The 23,768-nt window shown below is 49.0% G+C and carries 23 protein-coding genes; 13 read left to right on the plus strand and 10 right to left on the minus strand.

What is annotated here, in order from left to right; genetic code table 11:
• Positions 1 to 53: 53 nt before the first annotated feature.
• Positions 54 to 1,349: a M48 family metallopeptidase gene (locus ABJ225_RS00800; protein WP_317948516.1), complete on the plus strand. Its 1,296-nt coding sequence runs from the start codon at positions 54 to 56 to the stop codon at positions 1,347 to 1,349.
• A gap of 23 nt (positions 1,350 to 1,372) precedes the next feature.
• Here the strand turns inward: ABJ225_RS00800 and ABJ225_RS00805 are convergent, their stop codons facing one another.
• A complete protein-coding gene (locus ABJ225_RS00805; protein ID WP_347317974.1) occupies positions 1,373 to 2,032 on the minus strand; it encodes a DUF421 domain-containing protein in 660 nt (219 codons plus the stop codon).
• Positions 2,033 to 2,137: 105 nt separating this feature from the next.
• On the minus strand, positions 2,138 to 2,374 hold the full coding sequence (locus ABJ225_RS00810) for an IDEAL domain-containing protein (protein WP_347317976.1): 237 nt from the start codon (positions 2,372 to 2,374) through the stop codon (positions 2,138 to 2,140).
• 198 nt (positions 2,375 to 2,572) lie between these two features.
• Here ABJ225_RS00810 and ABJ225_RS00815 point away from each other — a divergent pair, with 198 nt between their 5' ends.
• Positions 2,573 to 3,139, plus strand: a complete 567-nt coding sequence (locus ABJ225_RS00815) for a competence protein ComK (RefSeq protein ID WP_347317978.1) — start codon at positions 2,573 to 2,575, stop codon at positions 3,137 to 3,139.
• 3 nt (positions 3,140 to 3,142) lie between these two features.
• Here the strand turns inward: ABJ225_RS00815 and ABJ225_RS00820 are convergent, their stop codons facing one another.
• Positions 3,143 to 3,532, minus strand: a complete 390-nt coding sequence (locus tag ABJ225_RS00820; protein WP_048004377.1) for a YhjD family protein — start codon at positions 3,530 to 3,532, stop codon at positions 3,143 to 3,145.
• Positions 3,533 to 3,723: 191 nt separating this feature from the next.
• Here ABJ225_RS00820 and ABJ225_RS00825 point away from each other — a divergent pair, with 191 nt between their 5' ends.
• From ABJ225_RS00825 to ABJ225_RS00855, 7 genes are all read left to right on the plus strand, one after another.
• Entirely contained in the window at positions 3,724 to 5,754 is a 2,031-nt protein-coding gene (locus ABJ225_RS00825; protein ID WP_347317981.1) for a S9 family peptidase, read from the plus strand.
• Positions 5,755 to 5,969: 215 nt separating this feature from the next.
• The gene (locus tag ABJ225_RS00830) at positions 5,970 to 6,611 is read left to right on the plus strand and encodes a TVP38/TMEM64 family protein (protein WP_056537963.1); all 642 of its coding nucleotides are present in this window, start codon (positions 5,970 to 5,972) and stop codon (positions 6,609 to 6,611) included.
• Positions 6,608 to 7,168, plus strand: a complete 561-nt coding sequence (lepB, locus tag ABJ225_RS00835) for a signal peptidase I (RefSeq protein ID WP_056537960.1) — start codon at positions 6,608 to 6,610, stop codon at positions 7,166 to 7,168. Before ABJ225_RS00830 ends, lepB begins: the two co-directional genes overlap by 4 nt.
• A gap of 291 nt (positions 7,169 to 7,459) precedes the next feature.
• Positions 7,460 to 8,569: an endonuclease gene (locus tag ABJ225_RS00840; RefSeq protein WP_347319270.1), complete on the plus strand. Its 1,110-nt coding sequence runs from the start codon at positions 7,460 to 7,462 to the stop codon at positions 8,567 to 8,569.
• A 160-nt stretch (positions 8,570 to 8,729) separates the two neighbouring features.
• Complete coding sequence (gene addB, locus ABJ225_RS00845) at positions 8,730 to 12,206, plus strand: helicase-exonuclease AddAB subunit AddB (RefSeq protein ID WP_347317983.1); 3,477 nt, start codon at positions 8,730 to 8,732, stop codon at positions 12,204 to 12,206.
• Positions 12,203 to 15,925: a helicase-exonuclease AddAB subunit AddA gene (gene addA / locus ABJ225_RS00850; protein ID WP_347317985.1), complete on the plus strand. Its 3,723-nt coding sequence runs from the start codon at positions 12,203 to 12,205 to the stop codon at positions 15,923 to 15,925. Before addB ends, addA begins: the two co-directional genes overlap by 4 nt.
• A 40-nt stretch (positions 15,926 to 15,965) precedes the next feature.
• On the plus strand, positions 15,966 to 16,262 hold the full coding sequence (locus ABJ225_RS00855) for an HNH endonuclease (RefSeq protein WP_347317987.1): 297 nt from the start codon (positions 15,966 to 15,968) through the stop codon (positions 16,260 to 16,262).
• A gap of 46 nt (positions 16,263 to 16,308) precedes the next feature.
• Here the strand turns inward: ABJ225_RS00855 and ABJ225_RS00860 are convergent, their stop codons facing one another.
• The 6 genes from ABJ225_RS00860 to ABJ225_RS00885 all read right to left on the minus strand — a co-directional run bounded on the left by ABJ225_RS00860 (position 16,309) and on the right by ABJ225_RS00885 (position 18,282).
• Positions 16,309 to 16,527 (minus strand): spore germination protein, encoded by a 219-nt coding sequence (locus tag ABJ225_RS00860; RefSeq protein ID WP_048004371.1) that lies wholly within the window; start codon positions 16,525 to 16,527, stop codon positions 16,309 to 16,311.
• 64 nt (positions 16,528 to 16,591) lie between these two features.
• Positions 16,592 to 16,981: a spore germination protein GerPE gene (locus ABJ225_RS00865; RefSeq protein WP_347317989.1), complete on the minus strand. Its 390-nt coding sequence runs from the start codon at positions 16,979 to 16,981 to the stop codon at positions 16,592 to 16,594.
• A gap of 17 nt (positions 16,982 to 16,998) precedes the next feature.
• Complete coding sequence (locus ABJ225_RS00870; RefSeq protein ID WP_048004369.1) at positions 16,999 to 17,178, minus strand: hypothetical protein; 180 nt, start codon at positions 17,176 to 17,178, stop codon at positions 16,999 to 17,001.
• Positions 17,156 to 17,782 carry a spore germination protein GerPC gene (gerPC, locus tag ABJ225_RS00875; RefSeq protein ID WP_056537940.1) on the minus strand — a complete coding sequence of 209 codons (627 nt, stop codon included), beginning with the start codon at positions 17,780 to 17,782 and terminating at the stop codon, positions 17,156 to 17,158. The genes ABJ225_RS00870 and gerPC overlap by 23 nt, the downstream gene beginning before the upstream one ends.
• 32 nt (positions 17,783 to 17,814) lie before the next feature.
• Positions 17,815 to 18,048: a spore germination protein GerPB gene (locus ABJ225_RS00880; protein WP_048004367.1), complete on the minus strand. Its 234-nt coding sequence runs from the start codon at positions 18,046 to 18,048 to the stop codon at positions 17,815 to 17,817.
• Positions 18,049 to 18,060: 12 nt separating this feature from the next.
• Complete coding sequence (locus ABJ225_RS00885; RefSeq protein ID WP_048004366.1) at positions 18,061 to 18,282, minus strand: spore germination protein; 222 nt, start codon at positions 18,280 to 18,282, stop codon at positions 18,061 to 18,063.
• A 130-nt stretch (positions 18,283 to 18,412) separates the two neighbouring features.
• Between ABJ225_RS00885 and ABJ225_RS00890 the strand changes: the two genes are divergently transcribed.
• The 3 genes from ABJ225_RS00890 (at position 18,413) to ABJ225_RS00900 (ending at position 20,960) form a co-directional block, all read left to right on the plus strand.
• The gene (locus ABJ225_RS00890) at positions 18,413 to 19,615 is read left to right on the plus strand and encodes a DUF418 domain-containing protein (RefSeq protein ID WP_347317992.1); all 1,203 of its coding nucleotides are present in this window, start codon (positions 18,413 to 18,415) and stop codon (positions 19,613 to 19,615) included.
• A gap of 3 nt (positions 19,616 to 19,618) precedes the next feature.
• On the plus strand, positions 19,619 to 20,515 hold the full coding sequence (locus ABJ225_RS00895; protein WP_079515800.1) for a fumarylacetoacetate hydrolase family protein: 897 nt from the start codon (positions 19,619 to 19,621) through the stop codon (positions 20,513 to 20,515).
• Positions 20,516 to 20,588: 73 nt separating this feature from the next.
• Positions 20,589 to 20,960 carry a YisL family protein gene (locus ABJ225_RS00900; RefSeq protein WP_053427579.1) on the plus strand — a complete coding sequence of 124 codons (372 nt, stop codon included), beginning with the start codon at positions 20,589 to 20,591 and terminating at the stop codon, positions 20,958 to 20,960.
• A gap of 96 nt (positions 20,961 to 21,056) precedes the next feature.
• Here ABJ225_RS00900 and ABJ225_RS00905 read toward each other — a convergent pair whose 3' ends face one another.
• The gene (locus tag ABJ225_RS00905) at positions 21,057 to 21,620 is read right to left on the minus strand and encodes a DUF2777 family protein (protein WP_347317995.1); all 564 of its coding nucleotides are present in this window, start codon (positions 21,618 to 21,620) and stop codon (positions 21,057 to 21,059) included.
• Positions 21,621 to 21,770: 150 nt separating this feature from the next.
• On the opposite strand from ABJ225_RS00905, the gene asnB reads away from it, so the two are divergent.
• Positions 21,771 to 23,618: an asparagine synthase (glutamine-hydrolyzing) gene (gene asnB / locus ABJ225_RS00910; RefSeq protein WP_347317997.1), complete on the plus strand. Its 1,848-nt coding sequence runs from the start codon at positions 21,771 to 21,773 to the stop codon at positions 23,616 to 23,618.
• The last annotated feature ends 150 nt before the right edge of the window (positions 23,619 to 23,768 follow it).

Genomic DNA, 23,768 nt, shown 5'->3' on the forward strand with positions numbered 1-23,768 from the left:
GAGTGGACAGGGTATTACATATAGTAGTGAGGGTTGAGAAGGGAGGAAGTTGTTTGGCGAAGAAGTGGGCGTTCCGTGCGATACTTGCTTATGCGCTGTTGGGCTTGATTTTATATGGTTATCTATTCTATATTGCCGGTTCTGGTGTACCTGAGAGCTTTAAAGGAAGCAGTGCCGATCCTTCAACATTCATGAATGCCAAGGAGATTCTCCTCAGCGAGGATTTTTCCAAGATCAAGAATCTGCTTTTCTTTTTATCCACTCCGTATGAATGGCTCCTGTATTTTTTGATCATGATACTGGGCGTTTCCCGTACGTTTGAGAAGTGGGCAAAAGGAACGGTGAAGAATGGATTCCTTCAGACGGCCATTTATCTGTTTTGGTTATCGATCACGACGTTCATCGCGATCTTTCCATTCCAGTACATCTCCTATCAAGTGTCCAAGGCATACAATATATCCACTCAGACGTTTTCCATGTGGATGAAGGACGAGACCATCGATTTTTGGGTAAATTACCTGTTGATGCTCATCATCGTATCGGTTCTCTATGGACTGATGAAAAGGTTCAAACAGCGGTGGTGGCTTGCTGCATGGGCACTGTCGGTTCCGTTTACGATATTCATGATGTTCATCCAGCCGGTTCTCATCGATCCGCTTTATAACGAGTTTTATCCGTTGAAGAATAAGGAGCTTGAGGCAAAAATCCTTTCCCTGGCTGATCAGGCGGGGATTCCGGCCAATCATGTATTCGAGGTCGATATGTCAGAGAAGACGAATTCCCTCAATGCGTACGTGACCGGTGTTGGATCCAATTCCCGTATCGTGCTGTGGGATACGACGCTGGAGCAGCTGACCGATGACGAAATCCTATTCGTCATGGCCCATGAAATGGCCCACTATGTGGAGAAGCATATTTACATCGGGATCGGGATCTACCTGCTCCTGTCATTCTTCGGTCTCTTCCTTGCATCGAAGCTCATGAGGGGGATCGTCGCCAATTACGGAGAGGAGATCAAGGTAGACCGTGTGGCAAGCCTTCGTTCCCTGCCTCTCTTCTTATTGATCATATCGGTGCTGCTGTTCGCCGTAAGCCCGTTCAGCAACTGGATATCCCGCTATCAGGAGACGAGAGCGGACCGGTATGCCATTGAGTTGACACAGGATAAGGAAGCGGCCATCACGTCTTTCCAGAAGCTTTCGAAGGTCGGTTTATCTCAAGTGAATCCACCCCTTCTGGTCAAGATCTTCCGATATGGTCATCCGACCATGCTGGAGCGGCTGAATATGCTTGAGCAATACAAAATGGATACAAAAGAAAAAGAAGATCCTGCGGAATCTTCTCCATGATCAAATAGGACCCGATGCGGGTCCTATTTGCGTTTATTGATCACGAGGTTTTTTGTTTTTTCCGTCACGTAGGCGAATAATATATCTTTATGATGGAGGTGCTCCCTGCGAAGGCGCACATTGATCCAATCCGAATCCAACCCGAGGAGGAGGAGGTTATGATGTTGAAGCTTTCCATCGACAATGACAGAGATGGGGAGGCCTTCGTCATCGATGTGAAGGTTCAGATGTTCAATCGTAACAGGTGTATTCTCCACTTTAGGGATGATGCTCACTTCGCCGATCGGCTCCAGTATGGCGTAATCCACGTCGGAAATCTTCGGGTATCCTTTAGCCCTCAGGATGGACGTAAGCTGTATGATCGAGATTTTCGACTTCTCCAGATTATCTTCGAGGATCGTGCCTTCTTTGATCAGTAGGGTGGGTTCCCCGAGAAAGAAGCGGTTCCCGAACTGACTCAATGTAAGGAACGAGAAAAGGATATGAAGGGATACAAGGATGATCAATGCCCATAGAGTAGGGAAGAACGCTGTTGAAATCAACGGCTCTGAAGCAATCGTACCGACGATGATGATGGCCACCAGATCATAGGGGGTCATCTGGACAATGGTGGACTTGCCCATGAGCCGCATGGCGGCGATGGTGATGAGGTAGAGGATAAGTGTCTTGAAAAGGATGGTCATGGTATCACCCCTTACTCTTTTCCCTTAAGATGACCATAGGATGGGGCTAACATGCGGAATAGACATGAAAATGGCCGCCTCCCCGTTGGGAAGCGGCCAAGCCATTCATCCATAATGGCAGGATAGTAAAGTCAATTCATCCGTCAATTTCATAAAAAGGTTTTCGTCTTTGCAATCCAGGGCGGCATCGATGGCTTCCAGTAAGTCGGCTCTTCTTGTCGTAAGGATGCTTTCGTGTATGACCATGTCAATATAGATATCTAGGACGCTCTTTTCAGCATGCTTTTTCCTGGTCATCGCGGAAGCCTTCATCATATCAGTATAGGATTTTTTGTTTTCCATATACGATCACCCCTGAATTCTTTTTCTTAGTATATGGGCAAAGGGGTGAAAATTCAACCTGAAAATTAAATATTCTGATAATATTTAACGTGGAAAACGGTCACACTTTTCAAATAACTGAATTTTTTAAAAATACGTAGGACAACTTAGTAAAAATGTGATAGTATTATGGGGAAAAATGTAAAAGGAGGCGATGGAATGAGCACAAAATCCCGAATTATAGAAGAATATGAGGTGAATCCTCATACAATGGTCCTGAAACCGATTGAGTATGGAGCCAAGACGTTCACTCAGATCATCGAAGTGAATGATGTTCTCATCTCACCGTTCAAGCCGCTGGAGATCTTGAAGAAAAGCTGTGAATACTTCGGCTCTTCATACGAAGGTCTGAAGGAAGGAACCAAAACATTGACTGGCATCGTTTATAAAGCCCCGATCATTGTGAATCCCCAGATGTCTCTCTTCTTCTTCCCTACAACATCTCCCGCCAAGCATGAATGCACATGGATATCCCATGCCTTTGTAAAGGAGTACGAGCCTCTTGAAGATGGTTCCACAAATGTTCATCTCCAAAACCAGCAAACGTGCATCGTGCCGATTTCGTACAGCTCCTTCAAGAATCAGATGAGGAAAACAGCGGAACTTCGCATTGCCTATTCACAGAGGATTTCCGAGATGGAAACCCGTTACGGGCTCAGTGCACCCGATTCTTCCCAGGTGAAGATGTTCTATCTGGATCGGGATATTCCGAAACAGGATGCGTGATGATCAAGCTTCCTTCGTCGAGTCCTTTCCGGGGCTGAGGAAGCGCTGGAATAAGTAGTGGCGCAGGAGTTCTTCCACCCTGTTCCTCAGCCTCGGGTTGAAGTAGTTATGATGTTCCTCATACCCCTTGTATAGAAACATGTACATGGTGAACGCATCATCCGTCTGGATTTTCTCCACCTTCATCTTGTTATTCCTCATATACCTCCTTACACGGGCAAGTTCTGCCTGTATCGTTTTCATCGTTTCCTCGATCAGTTCCAGATAGGGGCGTTTCAGTTTGAACGGGCTGGAGGTCACGACCTGCATATCACGATTCAGGATCGTCAGGACCATGGGCAGGTAAATCGCCAGTTCCAGGATATTTCGATCGTCTTCAGGGATCCTTGTCATGAGTGATGACTCCTTTGATTCATGCTTTCTATCCGAGAGGTCCCGGGGAAGGCATGAGTCTTTTTGTTTAGAACGTGTGTTCGTATCTATTGTACGGTGTATGACGATGCTTTTCAATACTAAGTTAATGTGTTTCTATTATGAAAGTTTTTGCAATGTTTTATCCATGGCGATGCCGGGATGGTAGAATGATGAGTATCCGTATCTTGATTACCGGGTACACACATTCATCTCAAAGGAGCGATCATACATACATGGACCGACAAACCGTTTCCATCCATGATCTATACCATATCAAGGCCATTTCCTCCCCGCGGTTTTCACCGGACGGAAAGGAAGCCATTTTTCTTCAGACGGTGATGTGTGAAGAAAAAGATGCCTATTTCACACAGCTTTTCCATTATGACGGGGATGGTGACCAACTTCGGCAGTGGACCTTCCAGGAAGAAAGGATTTCATCCCCTGCATGGTCACCGTGCGGGAGGTATATCGCCTTTCTATCAGACCGCACAGGCGTTTCGCAAATCTACAGGATGGCACGTGGCGGGGGAGAGCCGGAACGGATGACGGACTGCCCCTCATCGGTAAAGCAGTTTCTTTGGTCTCCTTGCTCCGCGAAGATCGTATTTAGTATGAAGCTTGGAACGGGGGAAGACCCGCAAGGAAAGATGAAAGAAGAAGAGCGTCCCCGTCCATACGTCACCTCTACCATGAAATATAAGGGCGACGGGGAAGGGCTTCGGGATCATCGCCATTCTCAACTTGTCATCCTGGATATCATCACCGGGAAGGCTGAAAGGTTGAGCGATGACCATCATGATTACAGTCTTCAGGACTGGTCCCCCGATGGGAAAGAACTCTTGGTGGCGGCCGACCTCAGTGATGATCCGGATTTTTCGTTTCAGCAGCATGTTTATACTTGGTCCATCGAAACAGGCCGCAAGCAAAGGATCACCGGAGGGGCGGGTCAGTACGGAACGGCCCGGTGGTCCCCAGATGGCCGACATATTGCCTACACGGGAGATGAGAGGGAATATTTCAATGCCACGCAGCCGAAACTCTGGATCTACAACGTGGAAGCGCGATATGCATACTGTTTGAGTGAAGGACTCGATCTTCCCATCGGTGATCATATGAACAGTGACGCCGTCCAAGCGGTACAGACCCCGGGGATCAAGTGGTCCACTGATAATGAAAGTGTATATTTTCTGGCATCCGACTCAGGGAATACGGTTTTATACTATGGTCACATAGACGGGGCCATCTTCCCTGCTTATCTGGAAGCGGAACAGCATGTATATGATTTTGACTTCCATCCGCAGGAACAACGGATCATCATGGCCATGAGCACTCCTTCCAAGCCTGGTGAGCTCTATCTGCTCCATGTTCCGACCGGGAGTATCCGGCAGCTGACTGCAAGCAATGATTGGGCAGATGATCGGTCATTGGCTGAAACTGAATCCTTTTACTTCCAAGGCGCGAAGGGTGAGATGGTTCAGGGATGGCTGATGAAGCCTGCAGGCGTAGGTGATGAAAGCAAAATTCCCCTCGTGGTAGAAATCCATGGCGGTCCCCACACTATGTATGGGAATACGTTCTTCCATGAGCTGCAGGTGTTAGCAGGAGACTATGCTGTCCTGTTCATCAACCCGAGGGGGAGCCACGGTTATGGTCAGGCATTCGTCGATGATGTGCGTGGTGACTATGGTGGCGGAGATTATGAAGATATTATGAAAGCCGTTGATCACGTGCTGGAAAACTTCAGCTTCTTGGACGGGAATCGGATGGGTGTGACCGGAGGGAGCTACGGGGGATTCATGACGAATTGGATCATCGGTCATACCGGCAGGTTCAAAGCTGCCATCACCCAGAGGTCGATCAGTAATTGGATCAGCTTTTACGGCGTGAGCGATATCGGCTATTTCTTCACAGAATGGCAGATCGGTTCAGGGCTTGAAGATATGGAGACACTTTGGACACGCTCTCCCCTTGCGTACGTGAGAGAGATGGATACCCCCCTTCTCATCATGCATAGTGAAGAAGACCTAAGATGCCCTGTCGAACAGGCGGAACAACTGTACATCGCTTTGAAGCGCCAGAAGAAAGAAGCAAGGTTCGTCCGCTTCCCGCAATCGGATCATAATCTCTCCAGGACTGGTGCTCCGTCACTCAGGGTGCACAGGTTGAACGAGATGATGGCGTGGTTCGAGAAGCATCTGTAAAGGGGAGGACCGCCTAGGGTGAAAGTGATCCCGAAGCGGTTTTTTTCTGGTCAGGGGAGAGGGATTGGAAAGGGGAGGTTTAAAGCGGCCCTTGCGAGGTTAAGGATGTATAATACAAACTGCGATATGGAAAATGAAACATGATATGATATGATGAAGAAAAATATCACGAAATGAGTCTTTTTTTCATGGTCGTTTAAGGGGAAACATATACTATGGATATCCAAGCGTTCAAAGATTGGTTCACATTAGAAAACATTATGGATCTCATTCAGCAATACCGGTCATTCGGGCCCGTTCCGGGAATCCTTCTCCCTTTGCTTGAAGCCTTCCTTCCTTTTTTGCCGCTGTTTGTGTTCGTCTTGGCAAATGCGAATGCATTCGGTTTGTGGTTCGGATTCCTGTTTTCATGGATAGGGGCTTCGGCAGGGGCATTATTGGTCTTCATGCTAGTCAGAAGATACGGGGAAGCAAAACTATTCCGTTTCTTAAAGAAGAATAAACAGGCAGCACGTCTGACCCATTGGGTGGACAGGCACGGCTTCGGTCCTTTATTCATCCTGCTCTGTTTCCCGTTTACACCCTCGGCCCTCGTAAACGTCGTGGCCGGGCTGTCCCGGATCAGTATCGCCCAGTATATGCTGGCCGTCATCACGGGAAAAATGGTGATGATTTTCACCATTAGCTTTATCGGGTATGATATTGTATCATTAGTGAAACAGCCGATCCGCACCGTCATCGTGGGAGCGATCATCTTCCTCCTTTGGTTTGTCGGCAAGCGTATAGAGGCTCATCTTAATAAAAAGCTTGAAATGGACCAGCGAAACGAACGCAAGAAGCAGGAGGAATCACATTGAAAGAGCAGATAAAGAAAGAGGGCCTGGAATGGATCAAGGCACTTGCGATCGGATTGATCATCTTCATCGTCATCCGCACGTTCCTCTTTTCGAATTATGTAGTGGACGGCGAATCCATGATGCCGACCCTTCAAGATGGCAATAAGCTCGTCGTGAATAAAATCGGGTATCAGATCGGGGATCTTCACCGCTTTGACGTCCTTGTATTCCATGCAAACGAAAAAGAAGACTATGTAAAGCGCGTCATCGGGCTGCCGGGCGACACGGTCACCTATAAGAATGATAAACTTTATATAAACGGAAAATATTACGAAGAACCATACCTGGATACATATAAAGCAGAAAGTCCAGGCAGCAAGCTCACAGGTGATTTCACCCTCGAGGAATTGACAGGTGAGAAGAAAGTGCCAAAAGGCAAACTCTTCGTCCTTGGAGATAATCGCCGTGGTAGTGAGGACAGCCGTTATTTCGGATTCATCGACCGCGATCAGGTAGTAGGGAAAGTGAATCTCCGCTACTGGCCATTGAATGAGTGGGACGTCCAATTCAAAGACTGATCCTGAAGGGTCTACCCGTATAAAACAGTCAAGCACCCAGCAAGGCATCCCCTGCCTTGCTGGGTGCTTTTTATCATATCCAGGTTCGAGTAGTATTACCGGGATGAGCCGAATGGAGCATTTTCCTGAAAACGATTAAAAAATCGATCTCTACGTACATGTTATCCTGTACGCTATAGGTAAACCATACCGGGGGAGGAAAGAATAGTGAAACGATACATGCGGATTACAGTGGTGCTGATCTTGGCGGTTTTTTTGACGGCATGTGGACAAGTGTCGGGAAATCAATCAATGGGAAAGAAAGATACTCCTCATCCCCAGATTGCCAAAAGGGACGTCTCCACACCGCTGACAGTGGAGGAAGCCCTTGAGCGCCAAGACGGTTCACTAGCTGAAGTAGCGGGATTTGTCACAGGTCAGCCTGTATCTGGTTCGGACGTGTTGACGGGCGATTTCACGAATGATTATGCCTTAGCCCTCGCGGATGAACCGGGAGAAGCAGATCCGGAGAAGATGCTGTTTGTCCAAATTCCTTCTTCACAAAGGCCTGAAGCAGGCTTGAAAACGAATCCCGACATATTCGGCAAGAAGCGAGTGATCTCTGGGAAACTGACCGGTTACTTTTCTCGCCCCGGATTAAAGGAGGTCACCTCCATTTTGCCGGGTGAAGAAGACGACGGGGAAGAGGATGAGGAAGAGGAAGAGCCTTCGACAGACCCGGGAGGCTACTACTCAAGCGCTGAAGGGTTGAGCGGTGAAGCACTGAAATCGGAGCTTCACGACATCATCGATGATCACCGGGAGCTCTCTTATAGCGAGCTATGGGACGCAATCGCCAAAACGGATGAAGATCCCGATCACCCCGGCAATGTTATCCTTCTTTATACAGGAAGATCCCAGGACCAGGCGCTGCACGGTGGAGATGTGGATGATTGGAACAGGGAGCACGTGTGGGCAAAGTCCCATGGGAATTTCGGGACGGCAAGAGGACCGGGGACCGATCTTCATCACCTGAGGCCGGCCGATGTCACAGTCAACTCTTCCAGGGGGAATCTGGATTTCGATAACGGTGGCTCACCCCATGAGGAAGCGGATGGGAATTTTTCCGATGAAGACTCATGGGAGCCGCGGGACGAGGTGAAAGGAGACGTGGCGAGGATGCTCTTCTATATGGCCGTCCGCTATGAAGGGGACGCGGGGGAAGTGGACCTCGAGCTGAATGACCGGGTGAATAACGGCAAGACACCGAATCACGGGCGGCTATCTGTCCTCTTGGACTGGCATGAATCAGATCCCGTCGATGACCGTGAAAGACGGAGGAATGAGATCATTTATGAAGAGTATCAGGGGAATCGGAACCCTTTTATCGATCATCCAGAATGGGCAGAGCAAATATGGTGAAATGGACAGTCCGGGGCATCTTCCCGGGCTGTTTTGCATTCTGTTGGAAATCAGGCGGATTAGCATATTTTATAGACAATCTATATTATAATGAACCTATCTAAAAAAACATGTTACTCGCCGGATAGACTAAGAGTATAACGGAAAGGGAGTGAGGGAGATGACGGTAAGATTCATTCTCGGACGCTCTGGGACAGGGAAGACGCATCGCATATTGCGAGAAATAAAAGAAGAACTGAGGGAACGTCCACAAGGCGCCCCGATCCTTTATATCGTACCTGACCAGATGTCCTTCATATCGGAATACGAGCTCGTGAACACACCGGGGCTGAACGGCATGATCCGTGCACAGGTCTTCAGTTTTACACGTCTTGCGTGGAAGATCCTCCAGGAGACAGGAGGCATGACCCGCTATCATTTATCCGACGTGGGGCTCAATATGATGATCAGGAAAATCATCGAAGAGAATAAAGGGGAATTGAGCATTTTCCGGAAGTCTTCGGAAAAACCCGGTTTCATCGGGCATGTGGAAACGATGCTCACGGAGTTCAAACGCTATTGCATCGAACCGGGTGACCTTGCCTCATTTAAAGAAAACGGCATGGGTAAAAAGGTGCTCCGGGATAAGCTTGCGGATCTTGAGCTGATTTACGAAGAATTCCAGTCAGCGTTATTGGGAAAATACCTTGATTCGGAAGACTACTTCCAACTGCTTTCCGATCAGATCCAACATTCCGATCTCCTGCAGAATGCAGTCGTCTACATAGATGGTTTTCATAGTTTCACCCCGCAGGAATACAGGATCATCCAGCAGCTCATTGAGCGCACGCGCAAGGTGACGATTGCCCTGACAGCGGATGCGGAGGAAGTGAGACTCCCTGAGAACGAACTAAGCCTCTTCCGGATGACGAGTGAAACATACGGGATCATACGGGAGGGCTGTATCGCGGCTTCTATACCGGTGGAAGAAGAAGTGATGGAGGCGCCGATCCGCTATCAGAGCGGACCGCTTGCCCATCTTGAACAGCACTATGAGACAAGACCAGTCATCCCTTCAGATGCAGATGGCGATCGCATTGAATTTATGGAAGCGTCCAATCGCCGGGCGGAAATCGAGGGGGTTGCACGAAAAATTCGGGAGCTTGCACGCGGAAGGGATCACCGGTATAAGGATATCGCCGTCCTTGTCAGGAACGGAGTGGACTACAGGGACAAAATCGAAACGATCTTCCAAGACCATGATATCCCATACTTCCTCGATCAAAAACGGACGATGCTCAATCATCCCCTGATTGAGCTGATCCGATCCACTCTTGAAATCATCTCTTCCAATTGGAGGTACGAACCCGTATTCCGGGCAGTGAAGACCGATTTATTATTCCCCCTTCACGAGGAACCGGGGGAGCTCAGGGAGAAGATGGACCGATTGGAGAATTACGTCCTGGCCCATGGGGTGAAAGGCGACCGGTGGGTGAAGAAGGACAGGTGGAAGTACCGCCGATTCAGGGGACTTGAACATGTGGACTCCCCTCAGACCGACCAAGAAAAAGAAATCGAGCATGAAATCAATGAGCTTCGACTCTTCATCTCCGCCCCTATCATCCGCCTGTCAAAACGGTTGAAAAAGCAGAAGACGGGGCAGGAATACTGCGAAACGCTATTCGCTTATCTCGAGGAACTTGATATTCCAGCGAAGCTTGAGCGGAAGCGTATGGAGGCGGAAGAGAATGGCGATCTGGTCGCCGCAAGGGAGCATGATCAGGCGTGGGCCGCTGTCATGGATCTCCTCGATCAATACGTGGAGATCCTTGGAGGAGAAAAGACGAGTGTGAAGGCATTCGCCTCGATCCTCGATACGGGAATGGAAGCGATGAAGTTTTCCCTCGTACCGCCTGCCATCGATCAGGTCATCATTGCCGACCTGGAGAAATCAAGGCTAGCCCATATCAAAACCGCGTTTGTCATCGGCGTGAACGAAGGGGTACTCCCTGCCAAAGTGACCGAAGACGGTATCCTGTCGGATGAAGACAGGGAAACCCTGCAAATCGCAGGTATGAAAGTCGGGCCAAGGAGTAGGACGAAGCTACTCGACGAAGAGTTTGTTGCATATAAAGCGTTCACAACACCGGGTGAACGATTGATCATTTCCTATCCGATTGCCGATGAAGAGGGAAAGGCCCTCCTGCCATCACCCCTCATCAAGAGGCTCAAGGAACTGTTCCCCGCAGCACGGCATTCCCTTGTCGTCAATGATCCGGCGGAGCTTGACGAAAGAGGGCAGCTTGACTATGTCAGCCATCCCGGGGTATCGATTGCCCATTTGACGACGCAGCTTCAGCAGAAGAAGCGGGGATACCCGGTCTTTGAATTTTGGTGGGATGTATACGACTACTACGTCACCTCCGATGAATGGAAGTGGCATACCAGTCATGTACTCTCGAGCTTGTTCCATCGCAATGAATCGGCCGATTTGACCGATGAGTCGAGCAAGGACCTATACGGGGAACATATCCTGGCCAGCGTCTCGCGAATGGAAATGTTCCACGGCTGTCCGTTCTCCCATTTTGCAAGCCACGGCTTGAAGCTGAGGGAGCGGGAATTATTCAGACTGGAGGCACCTGATATAGGGGAGATGTTCCATTCTGCGCTCAAATGGATATCGGAAGAAGTGGAGCGTGCCGGTCTGAGCTGGGCATCGCTCTCCAGAAACCAGTGCTTAAGCCTGGCCAAGGAGGCCGTGACGATGCTTGCGCCGAAACTGCAGCATCAAATCCTCCTCAGTTCCAATCGCTACAACTATATTGCGCAGAAGCTTGAACAGATTATCGGGCGGGCGAATTTGATCCTAAGCGAACATGCGAAAGCCAGTGGATTCGTTCCTGTCGGCGTTGAACTTGGGTTCGGACCACAAGCGACGCTCCCCCCGTTCCAATTCAAACTGCGCAACGGAACGCAGATGGAGCTTCAGGGAAGGATCGACCGGGTGGATAAAGCAGAGGACCAGAACGGTGTATACCTGCGCATCGTCGATTACAAATCGAGCGCCAGGGACCTGGACATGACCGAGGTGTACTACGGGCTAGCCCTGCAGATGCTCACCTACCTGGATATCGTCTTGAGTAATTCCAAGCAGTTTGTAGGAAAGGAAGCACAACCTGCGGGGGTCCTTTATTTCCATGTGCATAATCCTTTGATCAACAGCAAGAAGCTCCTTACCCTTGATCAAATTGAACAGGAGATTTTCAAAAGCTTCAAGATGAAAGGATTGGTGCTAGGGGACAGCGATGTGATCCGCCTCATGGACCAGACGTTGGATACGGGGAATTCAGACATCATTTCCGCAGGGATCAAAAAGGACGGATCCCTGTCATCAAGATCGAAGGCGGCATCGGGAGAAGACTTCCAGTTCATGCGTCATCATGTAAGGAAAATGTATGAATCATCAGGAAACCGGATCGTTTCCGGTGAAACGACCATTGCCCCATATAAACTGAAGGACCGGACACCATGTCAGTTCTGTTCTTACAAACCCGTCTGCCAATTCGATCAGTCCCTTGAGGAAAATGAATACAGAGTATTGCCCGAGGCAAAGACCGAAGACATCATGGCGAAGATAAGAGAGGAGGCTGATCAATGAGCAGTCATCATATACCTGTAAAACCAGACGAAGCAACGTGGACGGATGATCAGTGGAAGGCCATCTGGGCAAAAGGACAGGATGTCCTTGTGGCGGCCGCGGCTGGATCAGGAAAAACGGCGGTGCTCGTGGAGCGTATCATTCAGCGGATCGTATCAGGTCAAGACGGATTGGATGTCGATGAACTGCTGGTCGTCACCTTCACGAATGCTTCCGCGGCCGAGATGAGGCACAGGATCGGTCAGGCCCTTGAAAAAGCCATCGACTCCGACCCCCATTCCACCCATTTGAGAAAACAGCTGAGTTTATTGAATAAAGCATCGATTTCCACCCTGCATTCATTTTGCCTCGAGGTGATCCGGAAATACTATTATTTGATCGATGTTGATCCCGGCTTCAGGATTGCCGATGCGACCGAAGGAGATCTCATCAGGGATGAAGTGGTGGAAGAGCTGTTTGAAGAAGAGTATGGGAAGGAAGGGAATACACCGTTCTATACATTGGTGGATACGTTTACGAGTGACCGGAGCGATAAAGCCCTTCAGGATATGATTCTCAAGCTTTATGATTTCTCCCGGTCCCATCCCGCACCGTCCCTGTGGCTGAATGGACTTGGTGAAATGTATGGCGTGGGAGGGGTGGAGAGTATCGATCAACTCCCGATTGCCGACTATCTCCACAGGGATATATCCCTTCAGCTTGAAGGGGCAAAGGATGTATTTCAGCAGGCATTGAACATGAGCCGTATGCCTGGAGGCCCATCACCACGGGCGGAAAACTTCCTCGATGACCTTGGTATCGTCGAAATGCTTCAGCTCAAGCAGAAGGAGTCATGGGAAGCTCTTTACGAAGGGATTCAAGCCCTCCATTTCACTAAACTGAAACCATGCCGTGGAGATGACTTCAACAAAGATCTGGTGGATCGTGCAAAGGCCCTTCGTGATCAAGGGAAGAAGATGGTAGAGAAGATCCAGGAAGATTTCTTTTCCCGCCGACCGGATTCATTTTTGAAGGATATGGGAGAAATGCAGGCTGTCATCGTCACGTTGGCGGAACTTGTCTCCCGATTTGCCATCCGCTTCAAAGAAGCTAAAGAAGAAAAAGGTCTTGTCGATTTTGCCGATCTTGAACATTTTTGCCTCGATATCCTCAGGGAGCCAGGAAGTGCGGAATTGATTCCCTCAGCGGCAGCGATGGAGTACAAGGAGAAGTTCAAAGAGGTCCTCATTGATGAATATCAGGACACCAATATGGTACAGGAGTCCATTCTGAGGCTGATCACCGAAGCGGATGAAGGGAAAGGGAACCGGTTCATGGTAGGGGACGTCAAGCAGTCGATCTACCGCTTCCGCCTGGCTGAACCAAATCTTTTCCTGGATAAATACAACCGGTTCGGCAGTGACGGAACGGGAATGAAAATCGACCTTTCCAAAAACTTCAGGAGCAGAAAGGAAGTGCTGGACGGGACCAATTTCCTGTTCAAACAGATCATGGGCATGAATGTCGGGGAAATGGAGTATAACCGGGAAGCGGAATTGGTTCCAGGTGCCCCGTATCCGGCGGACGAGCCTTATCCTGTAGAGCTTGCACTGATTCAACAGGAGACAGGAGGCGATGATCCCCTCGACAGTGAGGATACCGAAAAATCTGTGCTGGAAGCAAGATTCATGGCGAAGAAAGTCAAAGAGCTCATCGAAGGCCGTACACTCATACATGATGCCAAGAGCGGTACGGATCGTCCGGTCGAATATCGTGATATCGTCATTCTTCTCCGTTCGATGCCGTGGGCGCCGGAAATCATGGAAGAGTTCAAGCATCACGGGATTCCGATTTACGCCAATCTGTCCACCGGTTACTTCGATGCCGTCGAAGTGGCAATCATGCTCTCGCTTTTAAAGGTGATCGATAACCCGTATCAGGACATCCCCCTGGCATCGGTCTTGAGGTCACCGGTGGTTGGCCTAGATGAAGAGGGACTTGCGAGGATCCGGATCCATTCTAAAGCCGGATCGTACTATGAAGCAATGAAATCCTTTGCGAAAAAGAGACCTCAGGGAGAACGGGATGAAGAAGTGTACGAAAAGGTCCGCGTGTTCTTGTATCATTTGGAACTCTGGCGCACCAAGGCAAGGCAGGGCTCGGTAACGGAACTGATCTGGCAGCTATATAGGGATACGCGATTTTATGATTACGTAGGCGGAATGGCTGGCGGAAAGCAGCGCCAGGCGAATCTGCGGGCTTTATATGACCGTGCAAGGCAGTACGAGGAAACATCGTTCCGGGGGCTGTTCCGATTCCTTCGATTCATCGATCGGATGAGGGAGAGAGGGGATGATCTCGGGGTTGCCCGGGCATTAAGCGAGCAGGAAGATGTCGTCAGGCTGATGACGATCCATTCAAGTAAAGGACTTGAATTCCCGGTTGTGTTCGTGGCAGGGACCACGAGGCAATTCAACCTCATGGACCTGAATGCTGCTTACCTTCTGGATAAGGATCTCGGGCTGGCGGCGAAATACACCGATCCGGTAAAGCGGATCAGCTATCCGTCCCTTCCGCAGCTTGCCTTCAAGCGAAAGAAGAAGCTAGAAGCGATTTCTGAAGAGATGAGGGTATTGTATGTAGCCCTCACAAGGGCGAAAGAGAAGCTGTATCTCGTCGGGACAGTCAAAAACATTGATAAGACGCTTGATAACTGGAAGCGCGGAGGCACAACGGAAGAGTGGTTGCTAAGCGACCATGAACGTTCAAAAGCCCTTTCGTACCTCGACTGGATAGGGCCGGCAGTTCTTCGCCACAGGGACGGAGACCCACTGAGAGCAGAGGGGCTCGCCGGGACGAATGATATTGCCGATCATCCATCCTCTTGGAAGATCACCACATTCCAGGCAGCAGACCTTATGGAAGAATCGGGGGATGATAAAGGGGAATCACAGGACTGGATGGACACCGTCAAAGCCTCGGAAAAGATGGGGATGAATTCACCTTTCGAAGAGGAAGTGCTTCACCGCCTCTCCTGGACGTATCCGCATGAGAGGGCTACAAGTCTCAGGTCCAAGCAGTCCGTTTCCGAGCTTAAGCGGATGGTGGAGATCAAGGATGAAGCTGCAAGCAACGATATTCTGAGAAGACACCAGAAGCCGGTATATGAACGTCCGAAATTCATGCAGTCCAAGGACCTCTCACCGGCAGAAAAAGGTACGGCCATGCATGCTGTCATGCAGCATCTTACCCTTGATGGATCGACACCAGACGAAGCTGACATTCGCAGTCTGCTGGAGGACCTTCTCAAACGCGAGATCATGACGGAAGAACAGATTTCCTCCATCGATGCCTCACGCATCGAGCAATTCTTCCATACTCCAGTCGGGACCCGGTTGTTGAATGCAAGTGAAATCCAACGGGAAATCCCGTTCAGTATGAGCGTCCCCCTTAGGGATATCACCCTCGACGGAGAAGGCGCACCGGAAGAAACGGTTCTGGTCCAAGGGGTGATTGACTGTGTGTTCCGGGATGAGACAGGTCTCATCCTTCTCGACTACAAGACGGATGGAATCCACGATCGATACGAGAATGGATTCGAAGAAGCAAGGCCGGTCCTGGAAGAGCGGTACAGGGTCCAAATCGAACTGTATACCCGCGCCCTCGAATCCATCTGGAAGGAACCTGTGAAAGAGAAATTCCTTTACTTCTTCGATGGCGGGCATGTCCTCGAAATCTGAAGGGTATCCTACATGTAACGAAAAGGGAGGGGAGACACCTATGGCTGAGGACCAAATGTGTGAGCTCTGCGGCAGACGCGATGTGGAGACGACCACCCATCATCTTACACCGAAAGAGGTGGGGGGAACATTTCTCCCGACGGCTGAACTTTGCATCCCCTGTCATAAACAAATCCATTCCCTCTATACGAATGAGGAGCTTGGGATCCGCCTGAATACCATCGAAACCCTTCGTCATGACCCGAAGATATCCGCGTTCATCAAGTGGATCAGGAAGCAACCATCGTCTAAACTCGTCAGAACGAGGAAAAGCAGGGAACGGAGAAAGAAAAAATAAAAATGAACCCAAAAAGCCAAAAGCCCGAGACGGGGCTTTTGGCTTTTTAGTTGTTGCCGGCAATCGGCTGGTCGACTACGTTGCAGTCAAAAGTGGTTGTGGCGCTGAATACATTGTAGGTGAGCTGGAATGGACCGGTGTTGAACCCTCCAGAGCCACCATAGGTTTTAGAAGCATTTTTGGGGGAAATGATTCCCGTGTCTCCGAACTGTACGTTACCCCCGCCGATATTCAGGATCGAGACGGGTCCGACTAATGCTGGCATATCTACCATCTCCTGTCGCGAGTAAGTCCTATCATCCTTAGCCTATGTGAGTGTATGGAAAAGGTTAATTGGACCCTTCGATTTCTTCCGACTGCGTCTGACCGGTGCTTCCCTCGGCATCTTCCAGCTGGCGGATATGTTTTACTCTGGCATCCATGGATACAAGAGAAACATTCCCGACGTGTACGATGGAGGAGAAAGCCGTTGCTTTTACAAATAAGCGATTGACCTTGATGGGACAAAGGTTCAACCGCGAGACGTTTACTCTTGGATCAATGGGGGCTTTCTGAATGGGGGATTGGAACACCCGATAATCGTAGCTCCCTTCACTGGAAAGGAAGAATTCCTTCTCCCGCTGGACGGCGTATGCCCATGACACGGAATCGATGTTCCGCGTATCCCCCAGTTGGTAAAAAGAGCTGAATGCCAGGGTGATGCCTTTGAGTTGATTCACGATGGAATAGCGCATGGTCATCCTTTCGGGGTCAGGGGTACAAAAGGTCCGATGATCAAGGATTCAGCAGGGGTGTCAAAAGCTGAGGTGAGCTGAATGATGTCTGCATCTCCGATCAGCACGAGGGAAGAGCTTGCGACCCCCGCAATATCAATGTTTCCGACGGATAATTCCCTATTGATTACCTGGAGGTTCATGTTGATTCATCCCTTCCATATTGTTTGGCATTTGAGACATGAAGGTGTACAGAGCCGTTTGGATATCCTGTTTGATCCGGGATAGCACTTTCGCTTCCCATTCTTCTTTCGTATGGCGGCCCTCCATGTAGGGGATCGTTTCAAGATAGAATTCGATTCTTCCCGGCATTTGATTCAGGAGGTCCTGTTGGATCATATCATGATACTGGGGATCCAAAGAACGTTGGAACTGCATTTCGTTATCCTGAATCAAGACGGGAAGTTCTTCTTTGATATACCTCCCGACTGCTTCAGCAAGCCTCGCCTTATAGGGCCCGAGATCCTGCATGGACTTGACGTTCACGTTTTGCTCCACCGCCAGATCTTCGATGGTTTCTTTCAGCGAGTTCGGGTTCAGTCCGATGTTCAATGTGCCATCAAGGGACTCCACCTTGAGCTGATCGAATTTATATTCGATTTTCTCCACGTTGATTGATGGAGAGTCCCTCATATTCTGGAGCTCAGCGGAGAGATCATTCATCCTTTTTTCTAACGCGGCAATCTTTGAGTGGAGATTTTCAATATATTGATAGAGTTGTTGTGGGGTCATATAGTAATTATTCATGGTACCACCTCTTTCAGTGCCGCGTGATTTCCTTACGATTCGCCTGGGGGTTGAAGAGGGACAAAGGGAGGTACGGATTGTGATTGGCCTCCCGTACCCCCGTTCTTTTGTGCTTGTGGAGCAGGTTCGGTGAATCCGCCTGTATTATAAAGGTAATCATTTGTAGCGATTTGTCCACACGTCCCGATCTGAAGGACCGAGGAATTGGACATTCCGCCGATTTTGATGAATTGGATTTGGATGGACTGCTGCACATAGTAATTCATCTCGCCACATCCTTAAACGTTTAGGATAATCCCTTGGTCCATCGTGTCGTCATCCACGGTGTACGTCAGGGAGCTTTCGTTATAGACGGATATTCCGCGTCCGGTGATGAAGGATCCAGCTCCTGCAAAGGTTTTGGCCGTTGAAATGGGGCTGATATTGAATACGTCACCTATATGGAAAACACCGCTCGAACCAATGCTGATCACCTGGGCGAAGCCTACGATCGCGGGCATAAAATACTCACACCTTTGTTTATCAATAATTAGTACCAATGTATGTGAGAATTTTGCAAAAGTGACAATCGCCTAATCGACCGTTTCGATGTACACTAGAGTAGAAGAGATTAAGAAAGGGGGACGATTCATGGCGGGACTATCACCTGTGAGTCAATCGGAAAGAATAATCAGCCTCGATGTGATAAGGGGTTTTTCACTACTTGGTATCTTGATCATCAATATGATCTCATTCCATTCACCATTTCTTTATATGGACCCGTATTCCTGGTGGAAAACGGCCGGTGATACAGCGTTGTATCCCTGGATCGATATCTTTGTCCAAGCCAGTTTTTATCCGCTGTTCGCCATGCTTTTCGGCTATGGTTTGGGTATACAAAAGATCCGGGCCGATGTAAAAGGGACATCCTTTTATATGTTCGGGATCCGGAGGCTGTTGATTTTACTGGTCATCGGATGCCTTCACGCCTTTTTTATCTGGTCGGGTGACATCCTCATCAACTATGCGGTATTCGGGCTGATGCTCCTTTTGTTCATGAACATGACTGGTAAATGGCTCATGATGTTGGGAGGCGCTATGCTGATCTTGCCTCAGGTTTTTTTCAGCTCTTTGCTCGTATTGATGACATTCGTCGATCCTGAAGGGGTAAGTTTTTACACGGATATCGCGTCACTTCAGAATTCGGTTGCCGCTTATGGGAACGGGTCATTCGGCGACATCATGAGTCAGCGCTTTTCTGACTGGTATGCGGTGAACGGTCCGGGGAACTTTATCTTCCTTGGTCTTTCGATCCTGCCCATGATGCTGATCGGAGCAGGGGCGAGCAAACTGAGATTATTGGAGAAAATCGCCTTACATAAGAAAGCCTGGCTGTGGATCGGGATCTCCACATTGGTGATCGGGACTGCGATCAAATCACTACCGTTTCTGATCGAGGCCAATACGGCCTATGGCTATATCCAGGATTTCTTGGGAGGTCCGTTCTTATCAGTATCTTATGCAATAATACTCTCATTATTATTGCAGAACCAAAAAATCTTGAAGTGGAGCAAGCCCATTGCGTCAATGGGGAAGATGTCGATGACCAACTACCTGCTTCAATCGATCATCGGGACCCTTATCTTCTATTCTTATGGACTGGGACTCTATGGGGAAGTCACCCTGACGACAGGGACTCTCCTCGCAATCGGGATCTATATCGTCCAGGTTATCTTCTCAGAGATCTGGCTCACGTATTTCAAATACGGACCAGTAGAGAAAGTATGGCGGTTACTGAGCTACGGGAAGCGAAATCTGTCTACTGACAGGTACCATCAAACCAAGGGGGAGTAAACGATGAAATTAGTCAGCTTTGCGGAAAATGATCGTGTATCGTATGGGATTTGCAGTGAGAACGGGGTAGTGGATGTATTCGCGGCCAGCACCGAGCTCGGAGAAGGACACGCGCTGCCGATGGATGTGAGGAGTGGAATCGCGGAAGGGGATGGATTCGTAAAAAGGATTGAGGAAGCATGGAATGCCATGGATGAGGATGCCCTTGACAGGCACACGTATGATTCCGATGCGATCCGTCTGCTCCCGCCCCTCACGTCACTCGGTAAAAATATCATGTGCGTGGGTAAAAATTACCGTGACCATGCCATCGAGATGGGGGCAGAAGATGCACCGGAAAACATCATGATCTTCACCAAAGCACCAACCACTCTGGCTGCATCAGGGGAAGAGCTCCCTGTCCATGATGAGCTTACGGAACAGCTCGATTATGAAGGCGAGCTTGCCGTGGTCATCGGGCAGGGCGGACGCGGGATTTCTGTGGAAGCCGCCATGGACCATGTCTTCGGCTACACGATCCTCAATGATATCACGGCGAGGGACCTGCAGAAAAAGCACGGTCAGTTCTTCCTCGGTAAAAGCCTCGATGGAACCTGTCCTATGGGCCCGTATCTTGTGACGAAGGACGAAATCGGTGATCCTCACGATCTGTCCATCACCACAAAGGTCAACGGGGAAGTCAGACAATCCTCGAACACGAGCAATATGATGTTCAAGATCAGCGACATCATCTCGATCCTGTCAAAAGGGATGACCCTCGAGCCAGGTGACGTGATAGCGACGGGTACCCCGGCAGGAGTAGGGAAAGGCTTCAATCCTCCCAAATTCCTGAAGCACGGCGACCTGATTGAAATCGAAGTGGAATCGGTAGGAAAATTGACAAATCGGTTACAGTCCTAGATAAAATTTTGGAATGGTGGCGGACTATGGTAATATTATGAGCGTACATATACTCTTTTTTAGGAGGGTTCACATGTTTGATAGAACGGATGCTCATATTACGACATGGGCGATCGCCATCATCTTGTTTTTTGTAGCGTTAGGGCTTCACAGAGCCGGGAATGCTAAAGCAATGAAGATTGTACATATGATCCTGCGATTATTCTACATCCTGATCATTGTGACCGGAGCACTGTTGTTCTGGAAACACCAAGGAATTGATCCTGCCCTTTACGGTGTCAAAGGGTTGGTCGGCATTTGGGTAATTGCCATGTTCGAAATTATCCTCGTGCGCTTGAATAAAGGGAAAAGTACGAAGGTGGCCTCTATATTGCTGGTCATTGCCCTTTTGATTGTTCTCTACCTTGGATTTAAGCTTCCACTGGGAATCAACTTCCTGGCGTAAGCAAAAAACCGTTGCCTATACATGGGCAACGGTTTTTTTGTTCTTTAAGTCTAAAACGCCTCGTAGCTTCTCCTTTTGTTGGTCTTCCCGCCGTTATTACTTCACGATATTCTCGATAACGATCCTCTTACCCGTGCTGAGGGTGAATTCGAAGCGGTCGCGCTGTTTTTTGTAGTAGGTGAAGTGGTGTTGTACCGCACAGATTTCGTCCCCATTGTCGAAGGTGATGAAATTCACGCCCTGTTTGATTTTCTGGTTTCCGAGGAATACCAGGTGGTTGTGACAAAAAATACAATCGTAAATGGAATAGTTCAGATTATTCAATGTGGTGATGAACTGGTTGAATGCGTCATCCGATATTTCCTCCATCAGGTTTTCGAGGGAGAACAAGATGCTTTTCTTGATCAAGATCCGATCTCCGCTCTCGATTCTGAACTTCTCATATGGGGTTGCGAGGATGCCGTCTTCCAACAGGACCCCCGTGACCCATTCATCGTCCCTGTACAGTCTGAGCTCCTGATGAAGATAAAAATCCAGTTCCGACTCCTCTTCGGCATCTATCTCAAAGAAATACCATATATCATCTTCTAAGAGCACGGTCCCTTCGGAGTATGCCCGCTTTTGGGATTTTAATATGTTCGATCGATAAATATTGCTCAAATGAATATCCCTCCTTAACTACATTACTTATCATTATTATCATATTTCATTCATATAAAATTGATTGAGTCAATTAACCATTTCCCTTTAGAAGCATAAGATAATCTACATGTCGAAGAGCAGTTTTCTACGAAAGTGAGGATGATGACCATGTGCGGGATCACAGGATGGGTACATTTCGAACGAAATCTGACAGGTGAACGAGGGATTGTTAGGGAGATGGCGGAAACATTATCGAAGCGGGGGCCCGATGAGAATAATCTTTGGGGCGGTGAACATGTCCTGTTCGGTCATAAGAGACTGATCGTGGTCGATCCGGAAGGCGGACGGCAGCCCATGTCCATCCAGCATGAGGGGAAATCCTATACCATCTGCTATAACGGTGAGTTGTATAACACGGAAGATCTCAGGGACGTATTGAAAGGAAAGGGATATACGTTCCGGGGGCATTCGGATACAGAGGTCCTCCTCACATCCTATATCGAATGGAAGGAAGCGTGCGTTGATCACTTGAACGGTATATTTGCCTTTGCCGTCTGGGATGAACAGGAAGGGCGGGTTTTCCTTGCCCGTGATCGCCTTGGTGTTAAACCCCTCTTTTATACCGAGAAAGACGGTGGTCTCTTATTTGCGTCAGAAATAAAAGCATTGCTGGCCCACCCTGATATAGAACCTGAGATCGATCTTCAAGGGTTGAAGGAAGTGTTGGGTCTCGGGCCATCAAGGACCCCTGGGCATGGTGTTTTCAGAGGGGTACAGGAACTGCGCCCGGCATTCGCCATGAGCTTCGGTCCTGAAGGTGTGAAGAAGTGGAGATACTGGAATGTGAAAAGTGAGAAGCACACAGATTCTTTCGAAGAGACCGTAGAAAAAGTGAGATTCCTCGTAACGGATGCAATCAAAAGGCAGCTAGTATCGGATGTGCCCCTGTGCACCTTCTTATCAGGTGGTCTTGATTCCAGTGCCATCACAGCTGTGGCTGCCAGTTGCTACAGGGATGAAGGGAAGGGGCAGCTCCATACGTATTCCATCGATTACGAAGGAAATGATGAACACTTCAAGGCCAATGCCTTCCAGCCCAATGCCGATGCATATTGGATCAATCAAATGACCCAGGAATTCGGAACCGTTCATCACAGCTGCGTCATCGATCAAGAAAAGCTGAAGGAATACCTCACGGAGGCCGTCCTGGTAAGAGATCTACCCGGCATGGCCGATGTTGATTCGTCCCTATTGTGGTTTTGTGAGGAAATCAAACAGGACTTCACGGTCGGTCTATCGGGCGAGTGCGCGGACGAAATTTTCGGGGGATACCCATGGTTCCACCGGGAGGATGATTTCAATCGCAAAGGATTCCCTTGGATGCGTTCAACGCAAGAAAGGCAGGGACTCCTGAAGGAAGAGTGGAGCAACAAGCTCAATCTCGAAGACTACGTACTTTCAAGGTACAAGGATACAGTGGAAGAAACCCCTTTGCTTGAAGGAGAATCGGAAGAAGAGGCGAAAAGGAGGCAGATGTTCTATCTGAATCAGCTATGGTTCATGACGACCCTCCTGGACCGGAAGGATCGCATGAGCATGGGGGCGAGCCTCGAGGTCAGGGTGCCGTTTGCCGATCACCGTCTCGTAGAATATGCGTGGAATATCCCTTGGGAGATGAAACATCACGAAGGGAGGGAAAAAGGCCTTCTAAGGAAAGCACTTGAGGGCATCCTTCCTGATGAGGTGCTCTACCGCAAAAAGAGTCCTTATCCCAAAACACATCACCCAAAGTATACGGAACTTGTACGTGGATGGCTGTCAGAGATCTTGGAAGATGAAACAAGTGTCCTCCATACCATATTCGATGAAGAAAAGCTGAAGGACATCGTACAATCCGGGGGCGCAGCATTCCAGACCCCGTGGTACGGTCAACTCATGACTGGTCCGCAGCTTCTTGCCCATCTGGCACAGATCCATGTTTGGTTCAAGACCTACAATATTAAAATCGTTTCCTGAAGCCAACGATCCCCGGACAATTGTCCGGGGATGTTTTTTATGGAAATGTCCTGTTGCAGCAGGAGCGGAGGTACTCGACTCGCGGATTCGTGATTAAAATAATCTTTTGCACATATGAATCATTAAAGAGAAAAAAGAGGGTAAACTATG

This window comes from Rossellomorea sp. RS05 (genome assembly GCF_039822645.1).
Taxonomy (GTDB): Bacteria; Bacillota; Bacilli; order Bacillales; family Bacillaceae_B; genus Rossellomorea; species Rossellomorea marisflavi_B.

Coding starts and splice junctions, on each gene's coding strand:
- ABJ225_RS00805 (WP_347317974.1), bottom strand. CDS start 2,032: ATGACCATCCTTTTCAAGACACTTATCCTCTACCTCATCACCATCGCC.
- ABJ225_RS00810 (WP_347317976.1), bottom strand. CDS start 2,374: ATGGAAAACAAAAAATCCTATACTGATATGATGAAGGCTTCCGCGATG.
- ABJ225_RS00815 (WP_347317978.1), top strand. CDS start 2,573: ATGAGCACAAAATCCCGAATTATAGAAGAATATGAGGTGAATCCTCAT.
- ABJ225_RS00820 (WP_048004377.1), bottom strand. CDS start 3,532: ATGACAAGGATCCCTGAAGACGATCGAAATATCCTGGAACTGGCGATT.
- ABJ225_RS00825 (WP_347317981.1), top strand. CDS start 3,724: ATGAGTATCCGTATCTTGATTACCGGGTACACACATTCATCTCAAAGG.
- ABJ225_RS00830 (WP_056537963.1), top strand. CDS start 5,970: ATGGATATCCAAGCGTTCAAAGATTGGTTCACATTAGAAAACATTATG.
- ABJ225_RS00840 (WP_347319270.1), top strand. CDS start 7,460: ATGGGAAAGAAAGATACTCCTCATCCCCAGATTGCCAAAAGGGACGTC.
- addB (WP_347317983.1), top strand. CDS start 8,730: ATGACGGTAAGATTCATTCTCGGACGCTCTGGGACAGGGAAGACGCAT.
- addA (WP_347317985.1), top strand. CDS start 12,203: ATGAGCAGTCATCATATACCTGTAAAACCAGACGAAGCAACGTGGACG.
- ABJ225_RS00855 (WP_347317987.1), top strand. CDS start 15,966: ATGGCTGAGGACCAAATGTGTGAGCTCTGCGGCAGACGCGATGTGGAG.
- ABJ225_RS00860 (WP_048004371.1), bottom strand. CDS start 16,527: ATGCCAGCATTAGTCGGACCCGTCTCGATCCTGAATATCGGCGGGGGT.
- ABJ225_RS00870 (WP_048004369.1), bottom strand. CDS start 17,178: ATGAACCTCCAGGTAATCAATAGGGAATTATCCGTCGGAAACATTGAT.
- gerPC (WP_056537940.1), bottom strand. CDS start 17,782: ATGAATAATTACTATATGACCCCACAACAACTCTATCAATATATTGAA.
- ABJ225_RS00880 (WP_048004367.1), bottom strand. CDS start 18,048: ATGAATTACTATGTGCAGCAGTCCATCCAAATCCAATTCATCAAAATC.
- ABJ225_RS00885 (WP_048004366.1), bottom strand. CDS start 18,282: ATGCCCGCGATCGTAGGCTTCGCCCAGGTGATCAGCATTGGTTCGAGC.
- ABJ225_RS00890 (WP_347317992.1), top strand. CDS start 18,413: ATGGCGGGACTATCACCTGTGAGTCAATCGGAAAGAATAATCAGCCTC.
- ABJ225_RS00895 (WP_079515800.1), top strand. CDS start 19,619: ATGAAATTAGTCAGCTTTGCGGAAAATGATCGTGTATCGTATGGGATT.
- ABJ225_RS00900 (WP_053427579.1), top strand. CDS start 20,589: ATGTTTGATAGAACGGATGCTCATATTACGACATGGGCGATCGCCATC.
- asnB (WP_347317997.1), top strand. CDS start 21,771: ATGTGCGGGATCACAGGATGGGTACATTTCGAACGAAATCTGACAGGT.